Genomic DNA, 24,791 nt, shown 5'->3' on the forward strand with positions numbered 1-24,791 from the left:
CGACTGACGACGTGAACCGCCAACAGCGCCGGGAGAGGGATCTTTACAATGGCTTACGGCAGCGCGGCGACGATAGAGATTTCTACCAGAATGCTCGGTTTGGCCATCTTCGCTTCGACGGTGGCGCGGGCCGGAGCGGCACCCTTTGGCAGCCACTGATCCCACACCGAGTTCATCCCGGCGAAGTGCTCATCGATGCCGTTCAGGTAAATCGTCGCCGACAGCAGGTGTTGTTTGTCGGTGCCGGCCAGATCAAGCAAACGCTCGATATTGGCCAGTACGTCGCGGGTCTGCTGTTCAATCCCGGCGTCGAAGTCGTCGCCGACCTGTCCGGCCAGATACACGGTGCCGTTGTGGCTGACGATCTGACTCATGCGCTCATTGGTGAGCTGGCGCTGGATTGACATGTTTTGCGGACTCCTGAATTTTGTTGCCGTAACGGGAAATATCGAGGCCTTCGGCGCTGATCTGTGGCTTTTTCTTCGCCATCAGGTCGGCCAGCAAACGACCGGAACCGCACGCCATGGTCCAACCGAGGGTGCCGTGACCGGTGTTGAGGAACAGGTTCTTGAACGGTGTAGCGCCAACGATCGGCGTGCCGTCCGGGGTGGTCGGACGCAGGCCAGTCCAGAAACTTGCCTCGGCCAGATTGCCGCCCTGAGGATAAAGGTCGTTGACGATCATCTCCAGGGTTTCGCGTCGACGCGGGTTCAGCGACAGGTCAAAACCAGCGATCTCGGCCATGCCGCCAACGCGGATGCGGTTATCGAAACGGGTGATTGCGACCTTGTAGGTCTCGTCGAGAATAGTCGAAGTCGGGGCCATCGCCGGGTTGGTGATCGGCACGGTCAGCGAGTAACCCTTGAGCGGATACACCGGAGCCTTGATGCCCAACGGCTTAAGCAATTGCGGCGAGTAGCTGCCGAGGGCCAGCACGTAGCGGTCGGCGGTTTCCAGCTTGCCGTCGATCCACACGCCGTTGATACGATCACCGGCGTAGTCGAGTTTCTGAATGTCCTGACCGAAGCGGAATTCCACGCCGAGTTTCACCGCCATTTCGGCGAGGCGCGTGGTGAACATCTGGCAGTCACCAGTCTGGTCGTTCGGCAGGCGCAGGGCACCGGCGAGGATGTCCGTCACACCCGCCAGCGCCGGTTCAACGCGGGCAATGCCGGCGCGGTCGAGGACTTCAAACGGCACGCCGGATTCTTTCAGCACGGCGATGTCTTTGGCGGCGCCATCGAGCTGCGCCTGAGTGCGGAACAGTTGAGTCGTACCGAGGCTGCGGCCTTCGTAGGCGATGCCGGTTTCGGCGCGCAACTCATCGAGGCAGTCGCGGCTGTACTCGGACAGACGCACCATGCGCTCCTTGTTCACCGCGTAACGGTTGGCGGTGCAGTTGCGCAGCATCTGCGCCATCCACAGGTACTGGTCGATGTCGGCAGTGGCCTTGATCGCGAGAGGGGCATGGCGTTGCAGCAACCACTTGATCGCTTTCAGCGGCACGCCCGGCGCGGCCCACGGCGAGGCATAGCCCGGCGAGACCTGGCCGGCGTTGGCGAAACTGGTCTCCATGGCCGCAGCCGGCTGCCGGTCGACCACCACCACTTCAAACCCGGCACGGGCCAGATAGTAAGCACTGGCGGTACCGATGACGCCGCTACCCAAGACCATTACACGCATTTTGTATCCCTCATCGCGGCAGGGCCGCGCACGTCTGTTGTTAGAGCAATGATGAGCGCAGTGTAAAAAAGAAATGCCAGTGCTTTTCACTATATAAGCGCCTATATTTGGCGACAATTCTCGGCACAAACCCTTTTCACGGAGGCGCATCCCCTATGCGTACCAACACTCAGACCAAACGTGAGCTGGACAAGATCGACCGCAACATCTTGCGGATCCTGCAGGCGGACGGGCGGATTTCCTTTACCGAACTGGGCGAAAAGGTCGGGCTCTCGACCACGCCGTGCACCGAGCGCGTGCGGCGTCTGGAGCGCGAGGGGATCATCATGGGCTACAACGCCCGGCTGAATCCGCAGCACTTGAAGGGTAGCTTGCTGGTGTTCGTCGAGATCAGCCTCGACTACAAATCCGGTGACACTTTTGAAGAGTTCCGACGCGCGGTGCTGAAACTGCCGCATGTGCTGGAGTGCCATCTGGTGTCAGGGGATTTCGACTATCTGGTAAAGGCACGGATTTCCGAGATGGCCTCGTACCGCAAGTTGCTGGGCGACATTCTGCTGAAGCTGCCGCATGTGCGGGAGTCGAAGAGTTATATCGTGATGGAAGAAGTGAAAGAGAGCCTGAGCCTTCCCATTCCAGACTGAGATGTGTGGTGCCTGAAAGCCCCATCGCTGGCAAGCCAGCTCCCACAGTGATTGCGGGTGTTCACAAAATTTCCGCTCGACGCCGAACCTGTGGGAGCTGGCTTGCCACCGATGGCGTCGACTCGGTTCCAAGTGAACGCTTCACACCAACACCTGCCGATTCGCCGCCATGTACTCGAATATCTGCTTCTCCACGCGCGGATGAATCAGCTCCACCGGCCGCCGCTCATTCGGGCAAGGCAAGGTTTTGGTGGTGCCGAACAGCCGGCAAATCAGCGGCCGCTCTTCATACACCGTGCAACCATTCGGCCCCAGATGCACGCAGTTCAACTCTTCCATCGCCGCATCCTGCTCGGCGCGGGTCTTGCGCGGCAGGCGCGCCATTTCTTCCGGCGAGGTGGTCACCGGCCCACAGCAATCGTGGCAGCCGGGCACACACTCGAACGAGGGGATCTGCTGGCGCAAAGTGCGGACTTTCTGGCTGTTGCAGCTCATTGAAGCGGTGACCAAGGTGAAATAGGCGGCAATTGTGCCGCAAAAGCCGTGATCCAGACACCGCAGGCCGACCAGTGTTGCCCACGTTCGGGCGTGCGGCTTATGCTCCGTCAAATTTTCTCGACACCTTAGCCGTTGGATGACGCCCATGACTGCCCGCGCCTTCACCTTCGCGAGCCAACCCCACGTTGCCTCTTACTACGCCGCCAGCAGCCTGCCGCAGCCGGATCATCCGCTGCTGCAAGGTGAGGTAGTGGCGGACGTCTGCGTGGTGGGCGGCGGTTTTTCCGGGTTGAACACGGCGCTGGAACTGGCTGAACGCGGCCTCAGCGTAGTGTTGCTGGAAGCACACAGGATCGGCTGGGGTGCCAGTGGTCGTAATGGCGGACAGTTGATTCGCGGGGTCGGTCATGGTCTTGATCAGTTCGCCAACGTCATCGGCACCGATGGCGTGCGCGAGATGAAACTGATGGGCCTGGAAGCGGTGGAAATCGTCCGCCAGCGCGTTGAGCGTTTTCAGATTGCCTGCGACCTGACCTGGGGCTACTGCGACCTCGCCAACAAGCCGTCCGACCTCGAAGGCTTTGCCGAAGACGCCGAAGAACTGCGCAGCCTCGGTTATCGCTACGAAACCCGTTTGCTGCAAGCCCACGAAATGCACACGGTGGTCGGTTCGAAACGCTATGTCGGTGGTTTGATCGACATGGGTTCGGGGCATCTGCATCCGCTGAACTTGGCCTTGGGTGAAGCGGCAGCGGCGCAGCAGTCGGGCGTACAGCTGTTCGAACATTCGGCAGTGACCCGTATCGATTACGGCCCTGAAGTGAAAATCCATACCGCTCAGGGTTCGGTGCGTGCCAAAACATTGGTGCTCGGCTGCAATGCCTATCTGAATGATCTGAACCCGCAACTCAGCGGCAAAGTCCTGCCGGCCGGCAGCTATATCATCGCCACCGAGCCGTTGAGCGAAGCGCAAGCACACAACCTGCTGCCGCAGAACATGGCGGTTTGTGATCAGCGGGTGGCGCTGGATTACTACCGGCTCTCGGCGGATCGTCGTTTGCTGTTTGGCGGTGCCTGCCATTATTCGGGGCGCGATCCGAAGGATATCGGCGCCTACATGCAGCCGAAGATGCTCGAAGTGTTCCCGCAACTCGCTGGCGTGAAGATCGATTATCAGTGGGGCGGCATGATCGGCATCGGTGCCAACCGTTTGCCGCAGATCGGTCGGCTCGCCGACCAGCCAAATGTGTATTACGCCCAAGCCTATTCAGGCCACGGGGTGAACGCCACGCACCTGGCGGGCAAGTTGCTGGCCGAGGCGATCAGCGGGCAGCATAGCGGTGGGTTTGACCTGTTTGCCAAGGTGCCGCACATCACCTTCCCGGGCGGCAAGCATTTGCGCTCGCCGCTGTTGGCGTTGGGGATGTTGTGGCACCGGATGAAAGAGTTGGTCTGACAGCTTTTCAGCGCCCCTAAGAACGCCTTCGCGAGCAAGCTCGCTCCCACATTAATCTTCAGTGGATACAAGTTTCCCATCCACCATAGATCCCCTGTGGGAGCGAGCTTGCTCGCGAAAGGGCGCGCAAGAACAATACAGGTCTCAGATCCGCCAGAACGGCTTCAACCCCTCTTCCTGCGCCTGCTCACGGGTCAATCCGATGTCCTTGAGCTGATCCGCCGTCAGCGCCAGCAACGCCCTGCGCGTGTGCAGACGATGCCACAACAGATCCCAGCGACTCAGGCCGGACGGTGCGTTACGCATAATCTCATTGCGTGCACGATCCTTCTGCCCTGCCGCCAGTTCCTGACTGTGTAACGTCAGCCGCACATCGCTCAAGCCGTTCATTTTCAATGCTCCTGTTTACTTGGGTAGCCAGAGATTCCATGATGCGCGGGTGAGCAAAACCATTACAGATTCAAAGCCACTGTATTAACTCCATACAGATTTGCCACTTTACCCACTGAATTGTCGATTTTTGCCGCATCTGTACTGGTTTATCGAATCACCTGCACCGAGGCAGAGCCATGACCCTTTACGTAAACCTCGCCGAATTGCTCGGCACGCGCATCGAAAACGGCTTCTATCGTCCGGGCGACCGGTTGCCATCGGTGCGCGCCTTGAGCGTCGAACACGGGGTCAGCCTGAGCACGGTGCAACAGGCTTATCGCATGCTCGAAGACAGCGGTCTGGCCACGCCGAAACCCAAATCCGGCTACTTCGTACCGGTCGGGCGCGAGCTGCCGGAGTTGCCCGCCGTCGGCCGCCCGGCGCAACGGCCGGTGGAGATTTCGCAGTGGGATCAAGTGTTGGAATTGATTCGCGCGGTGCCGCGCAAGGATGTCGTGCAATTGGGTCGCGGCATGCCCGACATCAGCTCGCCAACGATGAAACCGCTGCTGCGCGGTCTCGCCCGCATCAGCCGCCGCCAGGATATGCCCGGTCTGTATTACGACAACATTCACGGCACTCTCGAACTGCGCGAACAGATCGCTCGACTGATGCTCGACTCCGGCTGCCAGTTGAGCGCCAGCGACCTGGTGATCACCACCGGTTGTCACGAAGCGCTGTCCACCAGCATCCACGCGATCTGCGAGCCGGGCGATATCGTTGCGGTGGACTCGCCGAGCTTCCACGGCGCCATGCAAACGCTCAAAGGCCTGGGCATGAAGGCCCTGGAAATCCCCACCGACCCGCTCACGGGTATCAGCCTCGAAGCGCTGGAACTGGCGCTGGAGCAATGGCCGATCAAGGTCATTCAGCTCACCCCGAATTGCAACAACCCGCTCGGCTACATCATGCCGGAGTCGCGCAAACGTGCCTTGCTCAACCTCGCGCAGCGCTTCGACGTGGCGATCATCGAAGACGATGTGTATGGCGAACTGGCCTACACCTACCCGCGTCCGCGCACGATCAAATCCTTCGACGAAGACGGCCGCGTGCTGCTCTGCAGTTCGTTTTCCAAGACCTTGGCGCCGGGGCTGCGCATTGGTTGGGTCGCACCGGGCCGATACCTCGAGCGCGTGCTGCACATGAAATACATCAGCACCGGATCGACCGCGCCGCAGCCGCAGATCGCCATCGCCGAATTCCTCAAAGCCGGCCATTTCGAACCGCACTTGCGGCGCATGCGCACGCAATACCAACGCAGTCGCGACCTGATGATCGACTGGGTTACCCGCTATTTCCCGGCAGGCACCCGCGCCAGCCGGCCGCAAGGCAGTTTCATGTTGTGGGTCGAATTGCCGGAAGGTTTCGACACCTTGAAACTCAATCGTGAACTGCACGATCAAGGCGTACAGATTGCCGTCGGCAGCATCTTTTCCGCCTCGGGCAAGTACCGCAATTGCCTGCGGATGAACTACGCTGCCAAACCGACCGCGCAGATCGAAGAAGCGGTGCGCAAAGTCGGCGAGACGGCCGTCAGATTGCTGGCCGAAGCCGACTGACCTTTTTCCAGAGAACCGCGTCCATATGCCGACCCTAGCCGCCATTCGGAATGACCCTACGTGAGCTTCAGACAGCCCCTGTTCGCTTTGCTGTTACTCGCCTCGTTCCTGAGTGGCTGTGCCAGCCTTGATGTTCCGCGTGAGCCCAGTCAGGCGCTGCCAGCATCCGATTCCAGCTTCGGCCGCTCGATTCAGGCGCAAGCGGCGCCCTATCAAGGCCGCTCGGGTTTCCGTCTGCTGTCCAACAGCAGTGAGGCATTCACTGCACGCGCCGAACTGATCCGCAACGCCCAGACCAGCCTCGATCTGCAGTACTACATCGTCCATGACGGTATCAGCACGCGGATGCTCGTAGAGGAATTGCTCAAGGCGGCCGATCGTGGCGTGCGCGTGCGCATCCTGCTCGACGACACCACCAGCGATGGCCTCGACCAGATCATCGCGACACTGGCGGCGCATCCGCAGATTCAGATTCGCCTGTTCAACCCTCTGCATCTGGGCCGCAGTACCGGCGTCACGCGCGCAGCCGGACGCCTGTTCAACCTGTCGCTGCAGCACCGGCGCATGCACAACAAGTTGTGGCTGGCGGACAACAGTGCGGCCATCGTCGGCGGACGTAATCTGGGCGATGAATATTTCGATGCCGAGCCAAACCTGAATTTCACCGACATCGACATGCTCAGTGTCGGGCCGGTGGCCGAGCAGCTCGGACACAGTTTCGACCAGTACTGGAACAGCGCGCTGAGCAAACCGATCGACGAGTTCCTTACCAGCCAACCGACCGCCAAGGACCTGGAGAACACCCGCACACGCCTGGAAGAGTCGCTGGAAGACACGCGCAAACAGAATCATGCGCTGTATCAACAGTTGATGACGTTCAAGACCGAACCGCGCATGGACATCTGGCGCAAAGAGCTGATCTGGGCGTGGAATCAGGCGTTGTGGGATGCGCCGAGCAAGGTTTTGGCCAAAGGCGAACCGGATCCGCAATTGCTGCTGACCACGCAGTTGGGACCGGAGCTGCGCGGTGTCAGCAAGGAACTGATCATGATCTCGGCGTACTTTGTACCGGGTCAGCCGGGGTTGGTGTACCTGACCGGCCGCGCCGACGCTGGGGTTGCCGTGAGCTTACTGACCAACTCGCTGGAAGCCACCGACGTGCCAGCGGTGCATGGGGGCTATGCGCCGTACCGCAAGGCGCTATTGGAGCACGGCGTGAAACTGTATGAATTGCGGCGTCAGCCTGGTGATAACTACGGCAGCGGCCCGCATGTGTTTTACAGCAAGTCGTTTCGCGGGTCCGATTCGAGCCTGCACAGCAAAGCGATGATCTTCGACCGGCAGAAATCGTTTATCGGCTCATTCAACTTCGACCCGCGTTCGGTGCTGTGGAATACCGAAGTCGGGGTCTTGGTCGACAGCCCGGAGCTTGCCGAACATGTTCGCGAACTGGCCCTGCAAGGCATGGCGCCAGCGCTGAGTTATCAGGCGAAATTACAGGATGGCCAGATTGTCTGGGTCACCGAAGACAATGGCCAGATGCATACCCTGACCAAAGAGCCGGGGAGTTGGTGGCGACGATTCAACGCGTGGTTCAGCACCACTGTCGGGCTTGAGCGGATGCTTTAAAAACCAAAAGATCGCAGCCTTCGGCAGCTTCTACAGAAAGAATGCATTTCAACTGTAGGAGCTGCCGCAGGCTGCGATCTTTTGATCTCAGGCCGTCTCGGTTACGGGCCCAAACGCCCCCTGACGCAAAAGCAGCAGCACCAGCCCAAACGCCCCAATCGCCATCAACAACGGCAACGCATGCCCGTTGATCCACTGACTGCCCGCCCCGGCCGCCAGCGGCCCGACCAGACAACCCACGCCCCATAGCTGCGCAATGTGCGCGTTCGCCCGCACCAGCGCATCGTCGCGATAACGCTCGCCAATCAGGATCAGTGACAGGGTGAACAGTCCGCCGGCACTCGCCCCGAACAACACCCAAAGCGGCCAGATCAGCAGCGTATCGAGCAGCAGCGGAATCGCCAGGCTCGACAGCATCAACACCACCGCACAACCGGCGAACAACGTACGCCGCGACAGGTAGTCCGCCAACGCGCCGATCGGCAATTGCAGCAGCGCATCACCGACCACCACTGTGCTGACCATCGCCAAGGCGATTTCAGCGGTGAAACCCTGCTGCAGGCAATACACCGGCAGCAACGTCAGGATCATTGCCTCGAACGCAGCGAACAACGACACCGCCCAGGCAATCGCCGGCAGCTCGCGCGCGAATCCCCACAGGTCACGGAACGTTACGCTGCTCGCTTCGCTGCTTGGTGCTCCGCTGCGGCCCAGCAGCAACAATGGCGAAACCAGCAGCAGGCCGACGCCCACCCAGAAACCGTAATCATGCTCGGTGCCCAGCGCGCCCAACAGTAACGGGCCGCAGAGTTGGCTCAACGCATAGCTGCTGCCATACAGCGCCACCAGGCGCCCGCGCCAGTTTTCGACCACCAGTTGATTGATCCAGCTCTCACCGAGGATGAACACGATGGTCAGGATCACCCCGATCATCAGACGCAGCACCAGCCAGATCGGATAACTTGGCAACAGCGCCAGCAGGCCGATCGATAGTGCCCCGGCCCACAGGCACAGGCGCATCAGGTTCGCCGTGCCGAAGCGCGCCGCCAAATGGCTGGAAATTTTCGCGCCCAACAACACGCCAATCGCCGGCATCGCGGCCATTACACCGATGGCGAAGGAACCATAACCCCAGCCTTCCAGGCGCAAAGAAACCAGCGGCATGCTGACCCCCAGGGCCAGACCGACGCTCAAGACAGACGCCAACACGGCGAAATACGTCGCCCAACGCATGTTCCACGCTCCTGTGGATTATTTTTATATGCACCACAAAACCAATGTGGGAGCGAGCTTGCTCGCGAATACGGTTTCACATTCAGCAGGTCTGCTGACTGATACTCCGCTTTCGCGAGCAAGCTCGCTCCCACAGGGAATCTCTGTCTGGTTCGGGAGCCTGATTGAATCAGGCTCCCTTCAGCGGTTTACAGCTTGATCCACGTCGCTTTCAGCTCGGTGTACTTGTCGAACGCGTGCAGCGACTTGTCGCGACCGTTGCCCGACTGCTTGAAGCCGCCGAACGGCGCGGTCATGTCGCCGCCGTCGTACTGGTTGACCCACACGCTGCCGGCACGCAGCGCCTTGGCGGTCAGGTGCGCCTTGGAGATGTCTTGCGTCCAGACTGCTGCTGCCAAACCATACGGCGTGTCGTTGGCGATCCGGATAGCTTCCTCGGCAGTATCGAAAGCGATGACCGACAACACTGGGCCGAAGATCTCCTCCTGCGCGATCTTCATCGCGTTGCTCACACCGTCGAAGATAGTCGGCTCAACGTAAGTGCCACCGGTTTCCTGCAGGATGCGCTTACCGCCAGCGACCAGTTTGGCGCCGTCGGTATGGCCGGACTCGATGTACGACAGCACGGTATTCATCTGCTGCGTATCCACCAGTGCACCGACGCTGGTCGCCGGATCCAGCGGATTGCCCGGCTTCCAGGCTTTCAACGCCTCGATCACCATCGGCAGGAATTTATCCTTGATCGAACGCTCGACCAGCAGACGCGATCCGGCGGTGCAGACTTCGCCCTGATTGAAGGCGATAGCGCTGGCGGCGGATTCGGCGGCGGCTTGCAGGTCCGGCGCATCGGCAAAGACGATGTTCGGGCTCTTGCCACCGGCTTCCAGCCAGACGCGTTTCATGTTCGATTCGCCGGAGTAGATCATCAGTTGCTTGGCGATCTTGGTCGAACCGGTGAACACCAGCGTGTCGACATCGTTGTGCAGGGCCAGCGCCTTGCCAACGGTGTGGCCGTAGCCCGGCAGTACGTTGAGCACGCCTTTCGGAATACCGGCTTCAACGGCCAGCGCGGCAATGCGGATGGCGGTCAGCGGGGATTTTTCCGACGGTTTGAGAATCACCGAGTTTCCGGTCGACAGCGCCGGGCCGAGTTTCCAGCAGGCCATCATCAACGGGAAGTTCCACGGCACGATGGCACCGACCACGCCCACCGGCTCGCGGGTCACCAGACCCAGTTGATCGTGCGGAGTCGCCGCCACTTCGTCGTAAATCTTGTCGATCGCTTCACCGCTCCAGCTCAGCGCTTGCGCTGCGCCCGGGACGTCGATGTACAGCGAATCGCTGATCGGTTTGCCCATGTCGAGGGTTTCGAGCAGGGCCAGCTCTTCAGCGTGCTGTTTCAGCAGGCCGGCAAAACGGATCATGGTGGCTTTGCGCTTGGTCGGCGCCAGGCGCGACCAGACGCCGGAATTGAAAGTAGCGCGGGCGTTTTCCACAGCGCGCTGAGCGTCGGCGGCGTCACAGCTGGCAATCTTGCCGAGCAGACGGCCATCGACCGGGCTGATGCACTCGAAGGTTTCGCCGGAGACGGCGTCGGTGTATTCGCCATTGAGGTAGGCGCGGCCTTCGATTTTCAGGTCGCGGGCGCGTTGTTCCCAGTCGGCACGAGTCAGGGTGGTCATTTCGAGTGTCCTCCGCTTGTTGAATACGAGCGCCGCGCGATCTTCGCCAGCGTCCTCAAGAATTCTGCCCGGCCAGCCGGTTTTTTCGGCCAGAGGCACCCGCCACCCTAAACCAGGCACCGGGTTTGTTTCAATATATTTGACATAAGGTGGCCATACGGCCTTGCGGTGTTGATTTTAATCAACATAGACTTTGGCCCTTTCCAGCCCATCGCGCCGTATTCACAGGGGATAACAACAATGAACATCCAGAACGTCGTCGACATCAGCCTTACCAGCAGCGAAGCCGAACGCTATCGCCCGGACCCGGCCAAAGTGCTCAAGGGTGATCCTGAACAGGCCGTGTTTCATCAATACGATAGCCCTTGTGGGCAGATGGGCGTTGGCGTGTGGGAAGGCGCGGTTGGGCAGTGGACGGTGAATTACACCGAGCACGAATACTGCGAGATTTTGCAGGGCGTTTCGGTACTGCGTGACAGCGACGGCAATGCCAAGACCTTGCGTGTTGGCGACCGGTTTGTGATTCCGGCGGGGTTTCGTGGCACCTGGGAAGTGCTGGAGGCTTGCCGCAAGGTCTATGTGATCTTCGAACAGAAGGCCTGAGTTTTTCGCTGATTTTACCGGCCTCTTCGCGAGCAAGCTCGCTCCCACATTCCTACCGCATTCCATTGTGGGAGCGAGCTTGCTCGCGAAGGCGTCAGGACAGGCGACACAAAAATCGAGGCAACAAAAAAGGCCCGTATCGTGAGATACGGGCCTTTTTCGTAAGTCGGGAAAAATCAATTACTTGATTTTGCCTTCCTTGTAGATCACGTGCTTGCGAACAACCGGATCATATTTCTTGATCTCGATTTTGTCCGGGGTAGTACGCTTGTTCTTGTCGGTAGTGTAGAAGTGACCAGTACCGGCGCTCGAGATCAAACGAATCAATTCACGCATGATTAGCTCCCTTAAATCTTGCCATCGCGGCGAAGTTCGGCGAGCACGACAGTGATGCCACGCTTGTCGATGATACGCATGCCTTTGGCAGATACGCGCAGACGCACAAAACGTTTCTCTTCTTCAACCCAGAAGCGGTGATGCTGCAGGTTCGGCAGGAAACGACGACGGGTTTTGTTGTTTGCGTGGGAAATGTTATTCCCAGTCACCGGACCCTTACCGGTAACTTGACATACTCTCGACATGCCTCAGCCCTCTAAAACCACATGCCCAACCCGGCATGGGTTGGCCGCTTAATCTCTCAGTCATTTGGCGCCAGGCGCCGCGTTTCTTTAGAGGTCTTACCGGCTACACCTACAGTGAAGGAACCGGGCCCCTAGAAAAGAGCGCTGCTTTATACCAGAAAGACCGGGGTGCAACAACATTCCGTGTGCAATCAATCCACATAAAGGCGCTTTTTCAGCCTGCGAACGCCTTGGATAAAGGCTGACATCGATTTTTACCACTCGTCGCAGAAAATCGACCTTGAGGGCGATCCGGACTTTTTACCGCGCGCCGCCGTCTGAAAAACGGCTATCACTGTGCCCCGAAAATGCAAAAAGGGGATAGTCATTTGTAATCCAGACCTCTAGGGTAGGCCTTTTCCAGACTGCACTTGCAGATGGGCCTTCGATCTGTAAAAGGAAACCGACCATGCGCCTCGCTGCCCTACCCATGTTGCTCGCCCCGCTCCTGCTGAGCCCTCTGGTTCAGGCCGCCGCGCTGAGCGTCTGTACCGAGGCCAGCCCGGAAGGGTTCGACGTGGTGCAATATAACTCGCTGACCACCACCAACGCCTCGGCTGACGTGCTTATGAACCGTCTGGTGGATTTCGACACCGCCAGCGGCAAAGTCGTCCCCAGCCTGGCCGACAGCTGGGAGGTCAGTACCGATGGCCTGACCTATGTGTTCAAGTTGCACCCGCAGGTGAAGTTTCATACGACCGAATACTTCAAGCCGAGCCGCGAGCTGACCGCCGAAGACGTCAAATTCAGCTTCGACCGCATGCTCGACCCGGCCAACCCGTGGCACAAAGTCGCCCAGAGCGGCTTCCCGCACGCGCAGTCGATGCAGTTGCCAGCACTGATCAAGAAGATCGACGCGCTCGATCCGCTGACCGTACGCTTCACCCTTGACCACCCGGACTCGACATTCCTGGCGACCCTGAGCATGGGCTTCGCTTCGATCTACTCCGCCGAATACGCCGACAAACTGATGAAGGCCGGCGCCACGGACAAGCTCAACAGCCAGCCGATCGGCACCGGCCCGTTCGTGTTCAACCGCTTTCAGAAAGACGCAGCGATCCGCTACAAGGCCAACCCGGATTACTTCGGTGGCAAGCCTGCAGTCGATCCGTTGATCTTCGCCATCACCCCGGACGCCAACGTGCGCCTGCAAAAGCTGCGACGTAACGAATGCCAGATCGCCCTGTCGCCAAAACCGCTGGACGTACAGGCCGCGCTGAAAGAGCCGACGCTGAAAGTCGAAAAAACTGACGCGTTCATGACCGCTTTCGTCGGCATCAACAGCCAGCATCCGCCGCTGGACAAGCCGGAAGTGCGTCAGGCAATCAACCTCGCGTTCGATAAGGCCAGCTACATCAAGGCTGTGTTTGAAGACACCGCCGAAGCGGCCAACGGCCCTTATCCGCCGAACACCTGGAGCTACGCGAAGAGCTTGCCGGGCTATCCGCACGACGTAACGAAAGCCAAGGCGCTGATGGCCAAGGCCGGTTTGAAGGATGGGTTCCAGACCACCATCTGGACACGTCCGTCGGGGAGCCTGCTCAACCCGAATCCGAGCCTCGGCGCACAGATGTTGCAGTCGGATCTGGCGGAAATCGGCATTCAGGCAGAGATACGCGTAATCGAGTGGGGCGAGCTGATTCGTCGCGCCAAGGCGGGCGAGCATGACCTGCTGTTCATGGGCTGGGCCGGTGATAACGGCGACCCGGACAACTTCCTCACACCGCAGTTTTCCTGCGCGGCGGTGAAATCCGGCACCAACTTCGCGCGGTACTGCAATGCCGATCTCGACAAGCTAATCAGCGCCGGCAAGACCACCAGCGAACAAGGTGTGCGCACCAAGCTGTACGAGCAGGCACAGGCGCAGATTCAGCAGCAGGCGTTGTGGCTGCCGTTGGCACACCCGACGGCCTATGCGCTCACACGCAAAGACGTGCAGGGTTACTCCGTCAGCCCGTTTGGCCGTCAGGACTACTCCAAAACCAGCGTCAAGCCGTAAGCGACAAGCCTCAAGCTAGAGCCCTCCGCGCATGGCTCTAGCTTGCCGCTTGCAGCTCAACGCTTGCCGCTGCTTTTTACATCCAGCCACACTCCGCCATCGACAGCGGCTCACCATCGCCGACAATGAAGTGATCCAAAACCCGCACATCAATCAGCTCCAGCGCCTTTTGCAAACGCTTGGTCAGCAATCGATCTGCCTGACTGGGGTCAGTGTTCCCCGATGGATGGTTGTGGCACAGGATCAACGCCGCCGCGTTATTGGCCAGACATCGCTTAACTACTTCGCGGGGATGCACGCTGGTGTTATCGATGGAGCCGCGAAACAGTATCTCGAAATTCAGTACTTGATGTTTGGAGTCGAGAAACAGGCAACCAAACACCTCATGCGGTTCGTGACGCAGCATTGATTTCAGATAATCGCGAACGACCTGAGGGTTTTCCAGAGCTGGTTTCTGCCGGGATTTCTCAGCCAGATGCCGCCTGTTCATTTCCTGAGCAGCTTGCAGTTGCGCAAACTTCGCCGGCCCGAGTCCCAATTGTTTGCTGAATGCGTGCTGATCGGCCTCAAGCAGCAAACGCAGGCTGCCGAATTGAGTCAACAGGTTGCGCGCCAGGTCCACAGCGCTTATTCCGGGCAATCCGGTGCGCAGAAAAATGGCCAATAACTCAGCGTCCGAAAGGCTCGCTGCCCCGTGCTCCAATAACCTTTCCCGCGGCCGTTCCGCCGCAGGCCAATCGCGAATACTCATACACATTCCCTGTCTGTGGGCGCCGCTGTTCCGTAGCGGTCGCTGTGATATCGTAGCCCATCTTTTTTGTGGTCGATTCAACCCTGGGGAGGGGGCATCGCACCGCAGTCATCAACGAAATGAAAGGCAGACCTATGCAGCGGCTGTATCGGAAACGCATCGTTCTGGGCGTCGGCGGCGGCATCGCGGCCTATAAAAGCGCCGATCTGGTTCGTCGCCTGATCGATCAAGGCGCCGAGGTGCGCGTGGTCATGACCCACGGCGGCGCCGAGTTCATTACCCCGCTGACCATGCAGGCACTGTCCGGCCACCCGGTGCACCTCGACTTGCTCGACCCAGCTGCTGAAGCCGCGATGGGCCACATCGAGCTGGCCAAATGGGCCGATCTGGTGCTGATCGCCCCGGCCACCGCTGACCTGATCGCGCGCTTGGCGCAAGGCATTGCCAACGATTTGCTGACCACACTGGTGCTGGCCACCGACGCCGTCGTGGCTGTCGCTCCGGCCATGAATCAGGCGATGTGGCGCGACCCGGCGACTCAGGCCAACCTGCAACTCCTGGAAAGCCGTGGCCTGAAGACCTTCGGCCCGGCCTCGGGCAGCCAGGCCTGCGGCGATGTCGGCATGGGCCGCATGATGGAAGCCACCGATCTGGCGCAATGCGCAGCGGACTGCTTCCAGCGTCAGGCATTGACTGGCAAGCATGTAGTCATTACCGCCGGCCCGACCCAGGAAAACATCGACCCGGTGCGCTACATCACCAACCACAGCTCCGGGAAAATGGGTTTTGCCCTCGCCGAAGCCGCAGTTGAAGCCGGCGCCCGTGTGACGCTGATCAGCGGCCCAGTGCACCTGCCGACGCCAGATCGCGTCACGCGTATTGACGTGGTCAGCGCCCGCGACATGCTCGCGGCGTGTGAATCGGCGATCCCGTGCGACGTGTTCATTTCCTCGGCAGCGGTTGCGGACTACCGCCCGGAAGTCATCGCCCCGCAAAAACTCAAGAAAGATCCTACGAGCGGCGACGGCTTCGTCCTGCAAATGGTGCGCAACCCAGACATTCTGGCCACCATCGCGACCCGTCCCGACCGTCCGTTCAGTGTCGGCTTTGCCGCCGAGACCGAACACTTGCTCGACTACGCTGCACGCAAGCTGAAGGACAAGAATCTCGATTTGATCGTCGCCAACGACGTCGCCAACCCGAGCATCGGTTTCAACAGCGAAGAAAACGCCTGCAGCGTGATTGACCGTGAGCTGCACGCCACGGTTTTCGCCCAGACCAGCAAGAGCAAAATCGCTCGCCAACTGGTCACTTTTATCGCCGAACGTCTGAACCAGGTTTAATTTACATGCACGCTTTGCAAGCCAAGATCCTCGACCCACGCATCGGCACCGAATTCCCGCTGCCGCAATACGCCACCCCGGGCTCCGCCGGCCTCGACCTGCGCGCCATGCTGGATCAGGACATTGTGATCAAACCGGGTGAAACCGTACTGATTCCGACCGGTCTGTCGGTTTACATCGGCGACCCGAACCTCGCCGCGCTGATCCTGCCGCGCTCGGGCATGGGCCATAAGCACGGCATCGTGCTGGGCAATCTCGTCGGCCTGATCGACTCCGATTATCAGGGCCCGCTGATGGTGTCGTGCTGGAACCGCGGCCAGAGCGATTTCACCATGACCGTCGGCGAACGTCTGGCGCAACTGGTGCTGGTACCGGTGGTGCAGGCACATTTCGAAATGGTTGAAGAGTTCGTCGAAACCGAACGCGGCACCGGCGGGTTTGGCCACACCGGCACCAAATAACCCATGTAGGAGCTGCCGCAGGCTGCGATCTTTTGATCTTGATTCTTCAAAAACAAAGTCAAAAGATCGCAGCCTTCGGCAGCTCCTACAGGGGAAATTTGCACAATTCGGGTGGCAGGTTTTAACACCGTAAATCAAGGTTTTGCCGGCCGAAAGCCACGCCAGCCGAGGCGTCATGGCCCTTTCACACCACGAACTCTCTGTGGAAAACGCCGTCATACCCTTCAGTTTGAGCCTGCCGTCGAACGATTCGTCGGTCTGTCCCGCCACTTTCGAGATGGAGCATTTCCGTAGATGAGCACCCCAGCCAAGATTGCCCCGAAGCTGCCCGACAGCATTTTCCGCGCCTATGACATTCGCGGCACCGTGCCGGAATTTCTCAATGCCGAAACCGCTTACTGGATCGGCCGCGCCATCGGTTCGCAGAGCCTGGCGCAAGGCGAGCCGAACGTGTCCGTCGGTCGTGACGGTCGCCTGTCCGGCCCGGAACTGGTCGCAGAATTGATTCGCGGTATCGCCGAGAGCGGCTGCCACGTCAGCGACGTTGGCCTGGTGCCAACGCCGGCGCTGTACTACGCCGCCAACGTGCTGGCCGGCAAATCCGGTGTGATGCTCACCGGCAGTCACAACCCGTCGAACTACAACGGTTTCAAGATCGTCATCGCCGGCGACACCCTCGCCAACGAACAGATCCAGGCCCTGCATGAACGCCTCAAGAGCAACAATTTGAGCAGCGGCACGGGCAGCGTCACTCAGGTCGAGATCCTCGACCGCTACAACACCGAAATTGTCCAGGACATCAAACTGGCCCGGCGCATGAAAGTCGTGGTCGACTGCGGCAACGGCGCGGCCGGCGTGATTGCACCGCAATTGATCGAAGCGCTGAACTGCGAAGTCATCCCGCTGTTTTGCGACGTCGACGGCAACTTCCCGAACCATCATCCGGATCCGGGCAAGCCTGAAAACCTCGTCGACCTGATCGCCAAGGTCAAGGAAACCAACGCCGACATCGGCCTGGCGTTCGACGGCGACGGCGACCGTGTCGGCGTGGTGACCAACACCGGCAGCATCGTCTACCCGGATCGCCTGCTGATGTTGTTCGCCCGTGACGTGGTTGCGCGCAACCCGGACGCCGAGATCATTTTCGACGTCAAATGCACCCGTCGCCTGGTGCCGCTGATCAAGGAATACGGTGGTCGTCCGCTAATGTGGAAGACCGGTCATTCGTTGATCAAAAAGAAAATGAAACAATCCGGCGCGCTGTTGGCCGGTGAAATGAGCGGGCACATCTTCTTCAAGGAGCGCTGGTTCGGTTTCGATGACGGTATCTACAGCGCTGCACGGCTGCTGGAGATCCTCAGCAAGGAAAAATCCACCGCGCAAGAGCTGTTTGCGACCTTCCCTAACGATATTTCTACGCCGGAAATCAATATCCATGTGACCGAAGAGAGCAAATTCAGCATCATTGATGCATTGCACGACGCACAGTGGGGCGCAGGCGCTGACCTGACCACCATCGACGGCGTGCGAGTCGATTACGCCAAAGGCTGGGGCCTGGTGCGCGCATCCAACACCACACCGGTGCTGGTGCTGCGTTTCGAGGCCGATGACGAGGCTGAATTGCAACGCATCAAGGATGTGTTCCACGCCCAACTGAAACGCGTTGCACCTGATCTCCAACTACCGTTCTGATTCACCCGGAGCCCTGAATGACCCTCGAACGCGAAGCCGCCGCCCATACCGCCCAGGTCCTGTCCGAAGCGTTGCCTTACATCCGACGTTATGTCGGCAAGACCCTGGTGATCAAATACGGCGGCAACGCGATGGAAAGCGAGGAGCTGAAAACCGGCTTCGCCCGCGACATCGTCTTGATGAAAGCCGTAGGCATCAACCCGGTGGTCGTGCACGGTGGTGGCCCGCAAATCGGTGATCTGCTCAAGCGCCTGTCGATCGAAAGCCATTTCGTCGACGGCATGCGAGTCACCGACGCCGCGACCATGGACGTGGTGGAAATGGTCCTCGGCGGCCAGGTCAACAAGAGCATCGTCAACCTGATCAACCGTCACGGCGGCAGCGCCATCGGCCTGACCGGCAAAGACGCCGGGCTGATTCGTGCGAAGAAGCTCACTGTTACCCGCCAGACGCCGGAGATGACTCAGCCGGAAATCATCGACATCGGTCAGGTAGGTGAAGTGGTCGGGATCAACACCGAACTGCTGAATCTGCTGGTCAAAGGCAACTTCATCCCGGTCATCGCGCCGATCGGCGTGGGTGAGAACGGCGAGTCGTACAACATCAACGCCGACCTCGTCGCTGGTAAAGTGGCCGAAGCGTTGAAAGCCGAGAAGCTGATGCTGCTGACCAACATCGCCGGCCTGATGGACAAGTCGGGCACCGTGCTGACCGGCCTGAGCACCCAGCAGGTCGATGATCTGATTGCCGATGGCACCATCTACGGCGGCATGCTGCCGAAGATCCGCTGCGCGCTGGAAGCGGTTCAGGGCGGCGTGGGCAGCTCGTTGATCATCGACGGCCGTGTACCGAATGCGATCCTGCTGGAAATCTTCACCGACACCGGTGTGGGCACGCTGATCAGCAATCGCAAGCGTCCTTAAGCCGTAGCGCACGCAAAAAGACCCCGCTCAGCCTGGCTGAGCGGGGTCTTTTTTTGCCTGCAATCCCTGTGGGAGCGAGCCTGCTCGCGAAAGCGGTGTTTGCATCACATCAATGCTGGATTGTGAAGGCCTCTTCGCGAGCAGGCTCGCTCCCACAGTGCTCTGCGGTTAAACGCCGAACTGCGCGCGATAGGCTTCCACGGCTGGCAAGTGTTGCTTGAGCTGCGGATCGTCAGCGAGGAATTCCAACACCTGATTCAGCGAAACAATGCTGATCACCGGGATACCGAAGTCGCGTTCGACTTCCTGGATCGCCGACAACTCACCGTTGCCACGCTCCTGACGGTTCAGCGCAATCAGCACGCCAGCAGCCTTGGCACCGTCCTGGGAAGCGATGATCTGCATCACCTCACGAATCGCGGTGCCAGCAGTGATCACGTCGTCGATGATCAGTACTTCGCCGGTCAGCGGTGCGCCAACCAGGCTGCCACCTTCGCCGTGAGCCTTGGCTTCCTTGCGGTTGAAGCACCATGGCAGGTCGCGGTCGTGATGTTCGGCCAGCGCAACAGCAGTGGTCGCCGCCAACGGGATGCCTTTGTAGGCCGGGCCGAACAATACGTCGAAAGGAATGCCGCTTTCGGCAATGGCTGCAGCGTAGAAACGCCCCAGCTGCGCCAGGGCCGAACCCGAGTTGAACAGGCCGGCATTGAAGAAGTAAGGACTGGTGCGCCCGGACTTCAGGGTGAACTCACCGAAGCGCAAAACGCCGCGATCGATGGCAAAACGAATAAAATCGCGCTGATACGCTTGCATGAAAAAAACCCCAAATACCACGGATTTAGCTAATTAGCTTGACGCCGTGTATCATACACGCACGCGATTTTTGGGGCCATTTATGCGGATCATCAGTGTGAACGTCAATGGTATTCAGGCTGCAGTCGAGCGTGGTTTGCTCAGTTGGCTGCAAGCACAGAATGCCGACGTCATCTGCCTGCAGGACACCCGTGCCTCCGCCTTTGAACTGGATGACCCAGCCTTCCAACTGGATGGCTACTTCCTTTATGCCTGCGATGCTGAAGTCCCTGCCCAAGGCGGCGTGGCTTTGTATTCGCGGTTGCAACCGAAGGCTGTCATCAGCGGTCTCGGTTTCGAGACGGCCGACCGCTACGGGCGCTACCTGCAAGCAGATTTCGACAAAGTCAGTATTGCCACCTTGCTGCTTCCTTCGGGGATGAACGGCGATGAGGACTTGAACCAGAAGTTCAAGCTCATGGACGACTTCGGCAAGTACCTGGACAAACAGCGACGCAAACGTCGCGAGTACATTTATTGTGGCTCGCTGTACGTGGCGCAGCAGAAGCTCGACATCAAAAACTGGCGCGACAGCCAGCAATCTCCGGGTTTCCTGGCGCCAGAACGCGCCTGGATGGACGAGATTGTCGGCAACATGGGCTATGTCGATGCCCTGCGCGAAGTCAGCCGTGAAGGCGACCAGTACAGCTGGTGGCCGGACAACGAACAGGCCGAGATGCTCAATCTGGGCTGGCGTTTCGATTACCAGATCCTGACCCCGGGCTTGCGACGCTTTGTACGCAGCGCACGCCTGCCACGTCAGCCGCGGTTCTCGCAGCACGCGCCGCTGATCGTCGACTACGACTGGACGCTGACCATCTAAGCGCCTTTTCGAAGTAAAAAAATGCCCGTATCGCGAGATACGGGCATTTTTTATGCGTCACGTCCCGGCACGCTCGAATTCAGACAGCCGCGAAGAACGGCAAGGCCAGATACAGCTTGATCACGATGACATTGATGATGTCGATGAAGAACGCCCCGACCATCGGCACCACCAGAAACGCAATCTGCGAGGGGCCGTAGCGCTGCGTCACCGCCTGCATGTTGGCAATGGCAGTCGGCGTGGCACCCAGGCCAAAACCGCAGTGCCCTGCCGCCAGCACGGCCGCATCGTAGTTGCGCCCCATCATCCGGAATGTCACGAAAATCGCGAACAACGCCATGACCAGCGCCTGTACAGCCAGAATGATGAAAATGGGCAACGCCAATGCGGCCAGATCCCACAACTTGAGCGACATCAGGGCAATCGCCAGAAACAGCGACAAGCTGACATTGCCCAGCACCGACACTTCACGCTCGAACACCTGATACAGGCCCAGCGCCGAGAGCCCGTTGCGCAATACCACGCCCACAAACAGGACACAAACAAACGTCGGCAACTCGAATGCGGTCCCCTGCAGCAGGCCGTTCAACAGATTGCCCGCCAGCAAACTGACCGCGATCAGGGCGAGTGTTTCTATAAACGAAAACGGGGTAATCGAGCGTTCTTTGTTTGGTTGCTCGAAGCCTTTCGGCAACCGCGGCGGCACATCCGGACTCTGACAACCGGGCACCTGCACTCGCTTGATGAGCAAGCGCGCGACTGGTCCGCCGATCAAACCACCCAGCACCAGGCCAAACGTCGCGGAAGCCATCGCCAGCTCCGACGCAGATGCCAGACCGTACTTTTCACTGAATACCGTGCCCCACGCGGCACCGGTGCCGTGACCGCCCGCCAGTGTGATCGATCCGGTCAACAGGCCCATCAACGGGTCCAGCCCGAGCATTTTTGCCAGGCCGATACCCATGGCATTCTGCACCACCAACAGCCCGGTCACCGCCAGGAGAAATACCCCCACTATGCGACCACCTTTCTTCAGGCTGGCAAAGTCTGCACTCAGACCGATGGTGGCAAAAAAGGCCAACATCAATGGTGTCTGCAGGGAAGTATCGAAACGAATTTCAATATCGACCGTCCGCAGCAGCAACAAGAGCAAGGCAACTACCAAGCCACCCGCGACAGGTTCGGGAATATTGTAACTGCGCATGAAACCTACACGCATAACGAGCCCACGCCCCAGCAGAAGTACTAAGGAGGCGGCCACAAGTGTTCCGTAAAAATCGAGCTGAATCATTGGGATTATTCTTGGCTATATATTCAGAGGCGAGCTATTTACCTGCACGCGCCTCATGAACCGGCTGATTGTCTCAACACTGATTACTCGGAAATTCAATAGCCTTCGATGGCTTGAATATATCCTAATATTTCAGGAGAAATATTATCCGAGCAACTTTAACAATCGTCGCCTTTGATTCCAAGACCATGAATCCTAACTAAGCCGATGCAGTTGTGACTAAAAGTGTATATACAGAAAGAGTATCGACCGATCATCGCGATCAGATTATTCCTACCCATAACAGCGATTAATTTTGTTGCATTAGTAAAATGCCCTGACAGGTCAGGGCATTTGTTTTAAAACTTTTCGAGCGTCTTATTTGATCAGCCGCCAGGTAAACGGATATCGGTAAGGAAAACCTTCATTGGCCTTCACACCGGCGATGATCGTCAAAACCAGCGCGCCGATAGCCAGTATGCCCAACAGAAAAAACCCGATGATCAGCACCATCAGCAGGAAACAGATCAACGAAGCAATGGCGACGGTGATCTGAAAATTCAACGCCTCCTTGCCTTGAGCGTCGATGAACGGGTCCATTTCGCGCTTCATCTGCCAGAGGATCAGTGGCCCGATCAGATTGCCGAACGGAATCCAGATCCCCAGCAAGGCGGACAAGTGACAAAACATCGCCCACTGGCGAACCTCCTGGCTCGGTTTGGGCAGCAACTCTTGCTCGTCACTCATCGCGTCCTCCTTGCGGTTATCAACCTGCTCAGTCGGCCAGTGCAGCCTTTTGCAGTTCGAAGATTTCGTTCATGCCTTGTTTGGCCAGCTCCAGCATGGCGTTCAAGTCTTCAGGCTGGAACGGCGCGCCTTCGGCAGTGCCCTGCACTTCGATGAAACCACCGGTGCTGGTCATCACTACGTTGAGGTCCGTCTCGGCGGCGGAATCTTCAAGATAGTCAAGATCCAGCACGGCTTCGCCCTGATACATGCCGACAGACACGGCACCGATCATCTGCTTGAGCGGATCGCCGCCCTTCAGGCCGCCACGCTTCTTGATCACTTTCAGCGCATCAACCAGTGCAACCATGGCGCCAGTGATAGAAGCGGTGCGAGTGCCGCCGTCGGCCTGGATCACGTCGCAGTCGACGTACAGGGTCACGTCGCCCAGCTTGGACATGTCCAGTGCAGCGCGCAGGGAACGGCCGATCAGACGCTGGATTTCCAGGGTGCGACCGCCCTGCTTGCCACGGCTCGCTTCACGCTGGTTACGCTCGCCGGTGGCGCGCGGCAGCATGCCGTACTCGGCGGTCAACCAACCTTGGCCCTGGCCTTTGAGGAAGCGCGGCACGCCGTTTTCGACGCTGACGGTGCAAATGACTTTGGTATCACCGAATTCGACCAGCACGGATCCCTCGGCGTGTTTGGTGTAGTTGCGGGTAATGCGGATCGAGCGGAGCTGATCGGCAGCGCGACCACTTGGACGTTTCATAGGGAATACCTGTACTGGGGACGGAAAACTGCCGAGCATTATAGAGCGCTGCACCGCGCCTGGGCACTCGTTAAAACCCCGAGCGTCGACCGAAGGCCCTGAAACGTCCATTACCGACGGGCTGCAGCCCTTTGTCACACCGTGTGTTTGGGCGCATTCGCTGCACTGCGCTACAATCCTGCGCCTTTGCTGCCAGTCGGCTTAAATTCATACATATCGCGCCTGCGGAACACAGGTTTCGCGCCGATCTGCATTTGCGAGGTCACCGCCATGGTGCACAGCATGACCGCCTTCGCCCGCGTCGAAAAAGCCGGCGCACAGGGCACCCTGAGCTGGGAACTGCGCTCGGTCAACAGCCGCTACCTTGAACCTCACCTGCGTCTGCCGGAGTCGTTTCGCGATCTCGAAGGCGCGGTGCGTGAAGCGCTGCGTCAGGGCCTGTCGCGGGGCAAACTCGAATGCACCCTGCGGTTCACCGAAGAAAGCACCGGCAAAACCCTGCAAGTCGATCGCGAGCGCGCCGCGCAACTGGTCGCAGCGGCCGAGACCATTGCCGGCTTGATCAAGAATCCTGCCGCACTCAATCCCCTGGAAGTGCTGGCCTGGCCCGGCGTACTGGTGGGTGATGCGACTGACCCGCAGGCACTGAACGCCGACGCACTGGCCCTGTTCAATCAAGGCCTGAAAGAGTTGAAGGCCGGCCGCGAGCGCGAAGGCGCTGAGCTGGCACGCCTGATCAACGAGCGCCTGACCTCCATTGAGGAAGATGTGGTGACCCTGCGTGAACTGGTGCCACAGATGCTGGCCACCCAACGCCAGAAAGTCCTCGACCGCTTCGCCGACATGAAGGCCGAGCTGGACCCGCAGCGTCTGGAACAGGAAATGGTCATGCTCGCGCAAAAGAGCGACGTGGCCGAAGAACTGGATCGCCTGAGCACCCACATCATCGAAGTGCGCCGGGTGCTCAAATCCGGCGGTGCGGCCGGACGCCGCCTCGATTTCCTGATGCAGGAACTCAACCGCGAAGCCAACACACTGGGCTCCAAGGCCTTCGACCCGCGCAGCACCCAAGCCGCTGTCAACCTCAAGGTGTTGATCGAGCAGATGCGCGAACAAGTGCAGAATATTGAGTAAGGCTAT

Annotated in this window: 24 protein-coding genes and 1 pseudogene; 12 read left to right on the forward strand and 13 right to left on the reverse strand. The window is 59.2% G+C overall.

Annotated elements, in window-relative coordinates; genetic code table 11:
• Positions 1-53: 53 nt before the first annotated feature.
• A complete protein-coding gene (locus tag ACZ0A4_RS23170) occupies positions 54-407 on the reverse strand; it encodes a RidA family protein (protein ID WP_008086784.1) in 354 nt (117 codons plus the stop codon).
• The gene (gene dadA / locus ACZ0A4_RS23175) at positions 379-1,683 is read right to left on the reverse strand and encodes a D-amino acid dehydrogenase (RefSeq protein WP_064389549.1); all 1,305 of its coding nucleotides are present in this window, start codon (positions 1,681-1,683) and stop codon (positions 379-381) included. Before dadA ends, ACZ0A4_RS23170 begins: the two co-directional genes overlap by 29 nt.
• 155 nt (positions 1,684-1,838) lie before the next feature.
• Here dadA and ACZ0A4_RS23180 point away from each other — a divergent pair, with 155 nt between their 5' ends.
• A complete protein-coding gene (locus tag ACZ0A4_RS23180) occupies positions 1,839-2,327 on the forward strand; it encodes an Lrp/AsnC ligand binding domain-containing protein (protein WP_003177284.1) in 489 nt (162 codons plus the stop codon).
• Between the two features lie 141 nt (positions 2,328-2,468).
• On the opposite strand, the gene ACZ0A4_RS23185 is transcribed toward ACZ0A4_RS23180, so the two are convergent.
• Entirely contained in the window at positions 2,469-2,822 is a 354-nt protein-coding gene (locus ACZ0A4_RS23185; RefSeq protein ID WP_463577618.1) for a YkgJ family cysteine cluster protein, read from the reverse strand.
• Positions 2,823-2,970: 148 nt separating this feature from the next.
• On the opposite strand from ACZ0A4_RS23185, the gene ACZ0A4_RS23190 reads away from it, so the two are divergent.
• The gene (locus ACZ0A4_RS23190; RefSeq protein ID WP_463576489.1) at positions 2,971-4,281 is read left to right on the forward strand and encodes an NAD(P)/FAD-dependent oxidoreductase; all 1,311 of its coding nucleotides are present in this window, start codon (positions 2,971-2,973) and stop codon (positions 4,279-4,281) included.
• Positions 4,282-4,425: 144 nt separating this feature from the next.
• Here the strand turns inward: ACZ0A4_RS23190 and ACZ0A4_RS23195 are convergent, their stop codons facing one another.
• Positions 4,426-4,671, reverse strand: a complete 246-nt coding sequence (locus ACZ0A4_RS23195; protein ID WP_158955560.1) for a DUF1127 domain-containing protein — start codon at positions 4,669-4,671, stop codon at positions 4,426-4,428.
• Between the two features lie 179 nt (positions 4,672-4,850).
• Here ACZ0A4_RS23195 and ACZ0A4_RS23200 point away from each other — a divergent pair, with 179 nt between their 5' ends.
• Positions 4,851-6,272, forward strand: a complete 1,422-nt coding sequence (locus tag ACZ0A4_RS23200) for an aminotransferase-like domain-containing protein (RefSeq protein WP_463576490.1) — start codon at positions 4,851-4,853, stop codon at positions 6,270-6,272.
• Positions 6,273-6,332: 60 nt separating this feature from the next.
• On the forward strand, positions 6,333-7,901 hold the full coding sequence (locus tag ACZ0A4_RS23205; protein ID WP_463576491.1) for a phospholipase D family protein: 1,569 nt from the start codon (positions 6,333-6,335) through the stop codon (positions 7,899-7,901).
• Positions 7,902-7,988: 87 nt separating this feature from the next.
• On the opposite strand, the gene ACZ0A4_RS23210 is transcribed toward ACZ0A4_RS23205, so the two are convergent.
• Positions 7,989-9,134: an MFS transporter gene (locus ACZ0A4_RS23210; RefSeq protein WP_463576492.1), complete on the reverse strand. Its 1,146-nt coding sequence runs from the start codon at positions 9,132-9,134 to the stop codon at positions 7,989-7,991.
• 188 nt (positions 9,135-9,322) lie between these two features.
• Positions 9,323-10,816, reverse strand: coding sequence for an aldehyde dehydrogenase (locus tag ACZ0A4_RS23215; protein WP_463576493.1), 1,494 nt, complete (start codon positions 10,814-10,816; stop codon positions 9,323-9,325).
• A 240-nt stretch (positions 10,817-11,056) separates the two neighbouring features.
• Between ACZ0A4_RS23215 and ACZ0A4_RS23220 the strand changes: the two genes are divergently transcribed.
• On the forward strand, positions 11,057-11,419 hold the full coding sequence (locus ACZ0A4_RS23220; RefSeq protein WP_008086800.1) for a cupin domain-containing protein: 363 nt from the start codon (positions 11,057-11,059) through the stop codon (positions 11,417-11,419).
• A 180-nt stretch (positions 11,420-11,599) separates the two neighbouring features.
• Here ACZ0A4_RS23220 and rpmG read toward each other — a convergent pair whose 3' ends face one another.
• Positions 11,600-11,755, reverse strand: a complete 156-nt coding sequence (gene rpmG / locus ACZ0A4_RS23225; protein WP_003177274.1) for a 50S ribosomal protein L33 — start codon at positions 11,753-11,755, stop codon at positions 11,600-11,602.
• An 11-nt stretch (positions 11,756-11,766) separates the two neighbouring features.
• On the reverse strand, positions 11,767-12,000 hold the full coding sequence (rpmB, locus tag ACZ0A4_RS23230; RefSeq protein ID WP_007920377.1) for a 50S ribosomal protein L28: 234 nt from the start codon (positions 11,998-12,000) through the stop codon (positions 11,767-11,769).
• Between the two features lie 448 nt (positions 12,001-12,448).
• Between rpmB and ACZ0A4_RS23235 the strand changes: the two genes are divergently transcribed.
• Positions 12,449-14,038, forward strand: coding sequence for an ABC transporter substrate-binding protein (locus tag ACZ0A4_RS23235; RefSeq protein WP_463576494.1), 1,590 nt, complete (start codon positions 12,449-12,451; stop codon positions 14,036-14,038).
• Between the two features lie 76 nt (positions 14,039-14,114).
• Here ACZ0A4_RS23235 and radC read toward each other — a convergent pair whose 3' ends face one another.
• Entirely contained in the window at positions 14,115-14,789 is a 675-nt protein-coding gene (gene radC / locus ACZ0A4_RS23240; RefSeq protein WP_077575044.1) for a RadC family protein, read from the reverse strand.
• A 134-nt stretch (positions 14,790-14,923) separates the two neighbouring features.
• Here radC and coaBC point away from each other — a divergent pair, with 134 nt between their 5' ends.
• The 4 genes and pseudogenes from coaBC to argB all read left to right on the forward strand — a co-directional run bounded on the left by coaBC (position 14,924) and on the right by argB (position 19,208).
• On the forward strand, positions 14,924-16,132 hold the full coding sequence (gene coaBC, locus ACZ0A4_RS23245; protein ID WP_463577620.1) for a bifunctional phosphopantothenoylcysteine decarboxylase/phosphopantothenate--cysteine ligase CoaBC: 1,209 nt from the start codon (positions 14,924-14,926) through the stop codon (positions 16,130-16,132).
• A 5-nt stretch (positions 16,133-16,137) separates the two neighbouring features.
• A complete protein-coding gene (dut, locus tag ACZ0A4_RS23250; protein WP_122594515.1) occupies positions 16,138-16,593 on the forward strand; it encodes a dUTP diphosphatase in 456 nt (151 codons plus the stop codon).
• 315 nt (positions 16,594-16,908) lie between these two features.
• Positions 16,909-18,285: pseudogene (locus tag ACZ0A4_RS23255) on the forward strand (phosphomannomutase/phosphoglucomutase); the annotation flags it as partial.
• Between the two features lie 17 nt (positions 18,286-18,302).
• A complete protein-coding gene (argB, locus tag ACZ0A4_RS23260) occupies positions 18,303-19,208 on the forward strand; it encodes an acetylglutamate kinase (RefSeq protein WP_003229488.1) in 906 nt (301 codons plus the stop codon).
• A gap of 168 nt (positions 19,209-19,376) precedes the next feature.
• Here the strand turns inward: argB and pyrE are convergent, their stop codons facing one another.
• Positions 19,377-20,021 carry an orotate phosphoribosyltransferase gene (pyrE, locus tag ACZ0A4_RS23265; RefSeq protein ID WP_042608114.1) on the reverse strand — a complete coding sequence of 215 codons (645 nt, stop codon included), beginning with the start codon at positions 20,019-20,021 and terminating at the stop codon, positions 19,377-19,379.
• A gap of 82 nt (positions 20,022-20,103) precedes the next feature.
• On the opposite strand from pyrE, the gene ACZ0A4_RS23270 reads away from it, so the two are divergent.
• Positions 20,104-20,883 (forward strand): exodeoxyribonuclease III, encoded by a 780-nt coding sequence (locus tag ACZ0A4_RS23270; RefSeq protein ID WP_007920349.1) that lies wholly within the window; start codon positions 20,104-20,106, stop codon positions 20,881-20,883.
• A 79-nt stretch (positions 20,884-20,962) separates the two neighbouring features.
• On the opposite strand, the gene gltS is transcribed toward ACZ0A4_RS23270, so the two are convergent.
• From gltS to rph, 3 genes are all read right to left on the reverse strand, one after another.
• Positions 20,963-22,174, reverse strand: coding sequence for a sodium/glutamate symporter (gltS, locus tag ACZ0A4_RS23275; RefSeq protein WP_463576495.1), 1,212 nt, complete (start codon positions 22,172-22,174; stop codon positions 20,963-20,965).
• 357 nt (positions 22,175-22,531) lie between these two features.
• Positions 22,532-22,900: a DUF4870 domain-containing protein gene (locus ACZ0A4_RS23280; RefSeq protein ID WP_463576496.1), complete on the reverse strand. Its 369-nt coding sequence runs from the start codon at positions 22,898-22,900 to the stop codon at positions 22,532-22,534.
• Between the two features lie 28 nt (positions 22,901-22,928).
• The gene (gene rph / locus ACZ0A4_RS23285) at positions 22,929-23,651 is read right to left on the reverse strand and encodes a ribonuclease PH (RefSeq protein WP_016985814.1); all 723 of its coding nucleotides are present in this window, start codon (positions 23,649-23,651) and stop codon (positions 22,929-22,931) included.
• 270 nt (positions 23,652-23,921) lie between these two features.
• Here rph and ACZ0A4_RS23290 point away from each other — a divergent pair, with 270 nt between their 5' ends.
• Positions 23,922-24,785: a YicC/YloC family endoribonuclease gene (locus tag ACZ0A4_RS23290; protein WP_141125926.1), complete on the forward strand. Its 864-nt coding sequence runs from the start codon at positions 23,922-23,924 to the stop codon at positions 24,783-24,785.
• Positions 24,786-24,791 lie beyond the last annotated feature (6 nt).

Source organism: Pseudomonas sp. AC172, assembly GCF_979258595.1.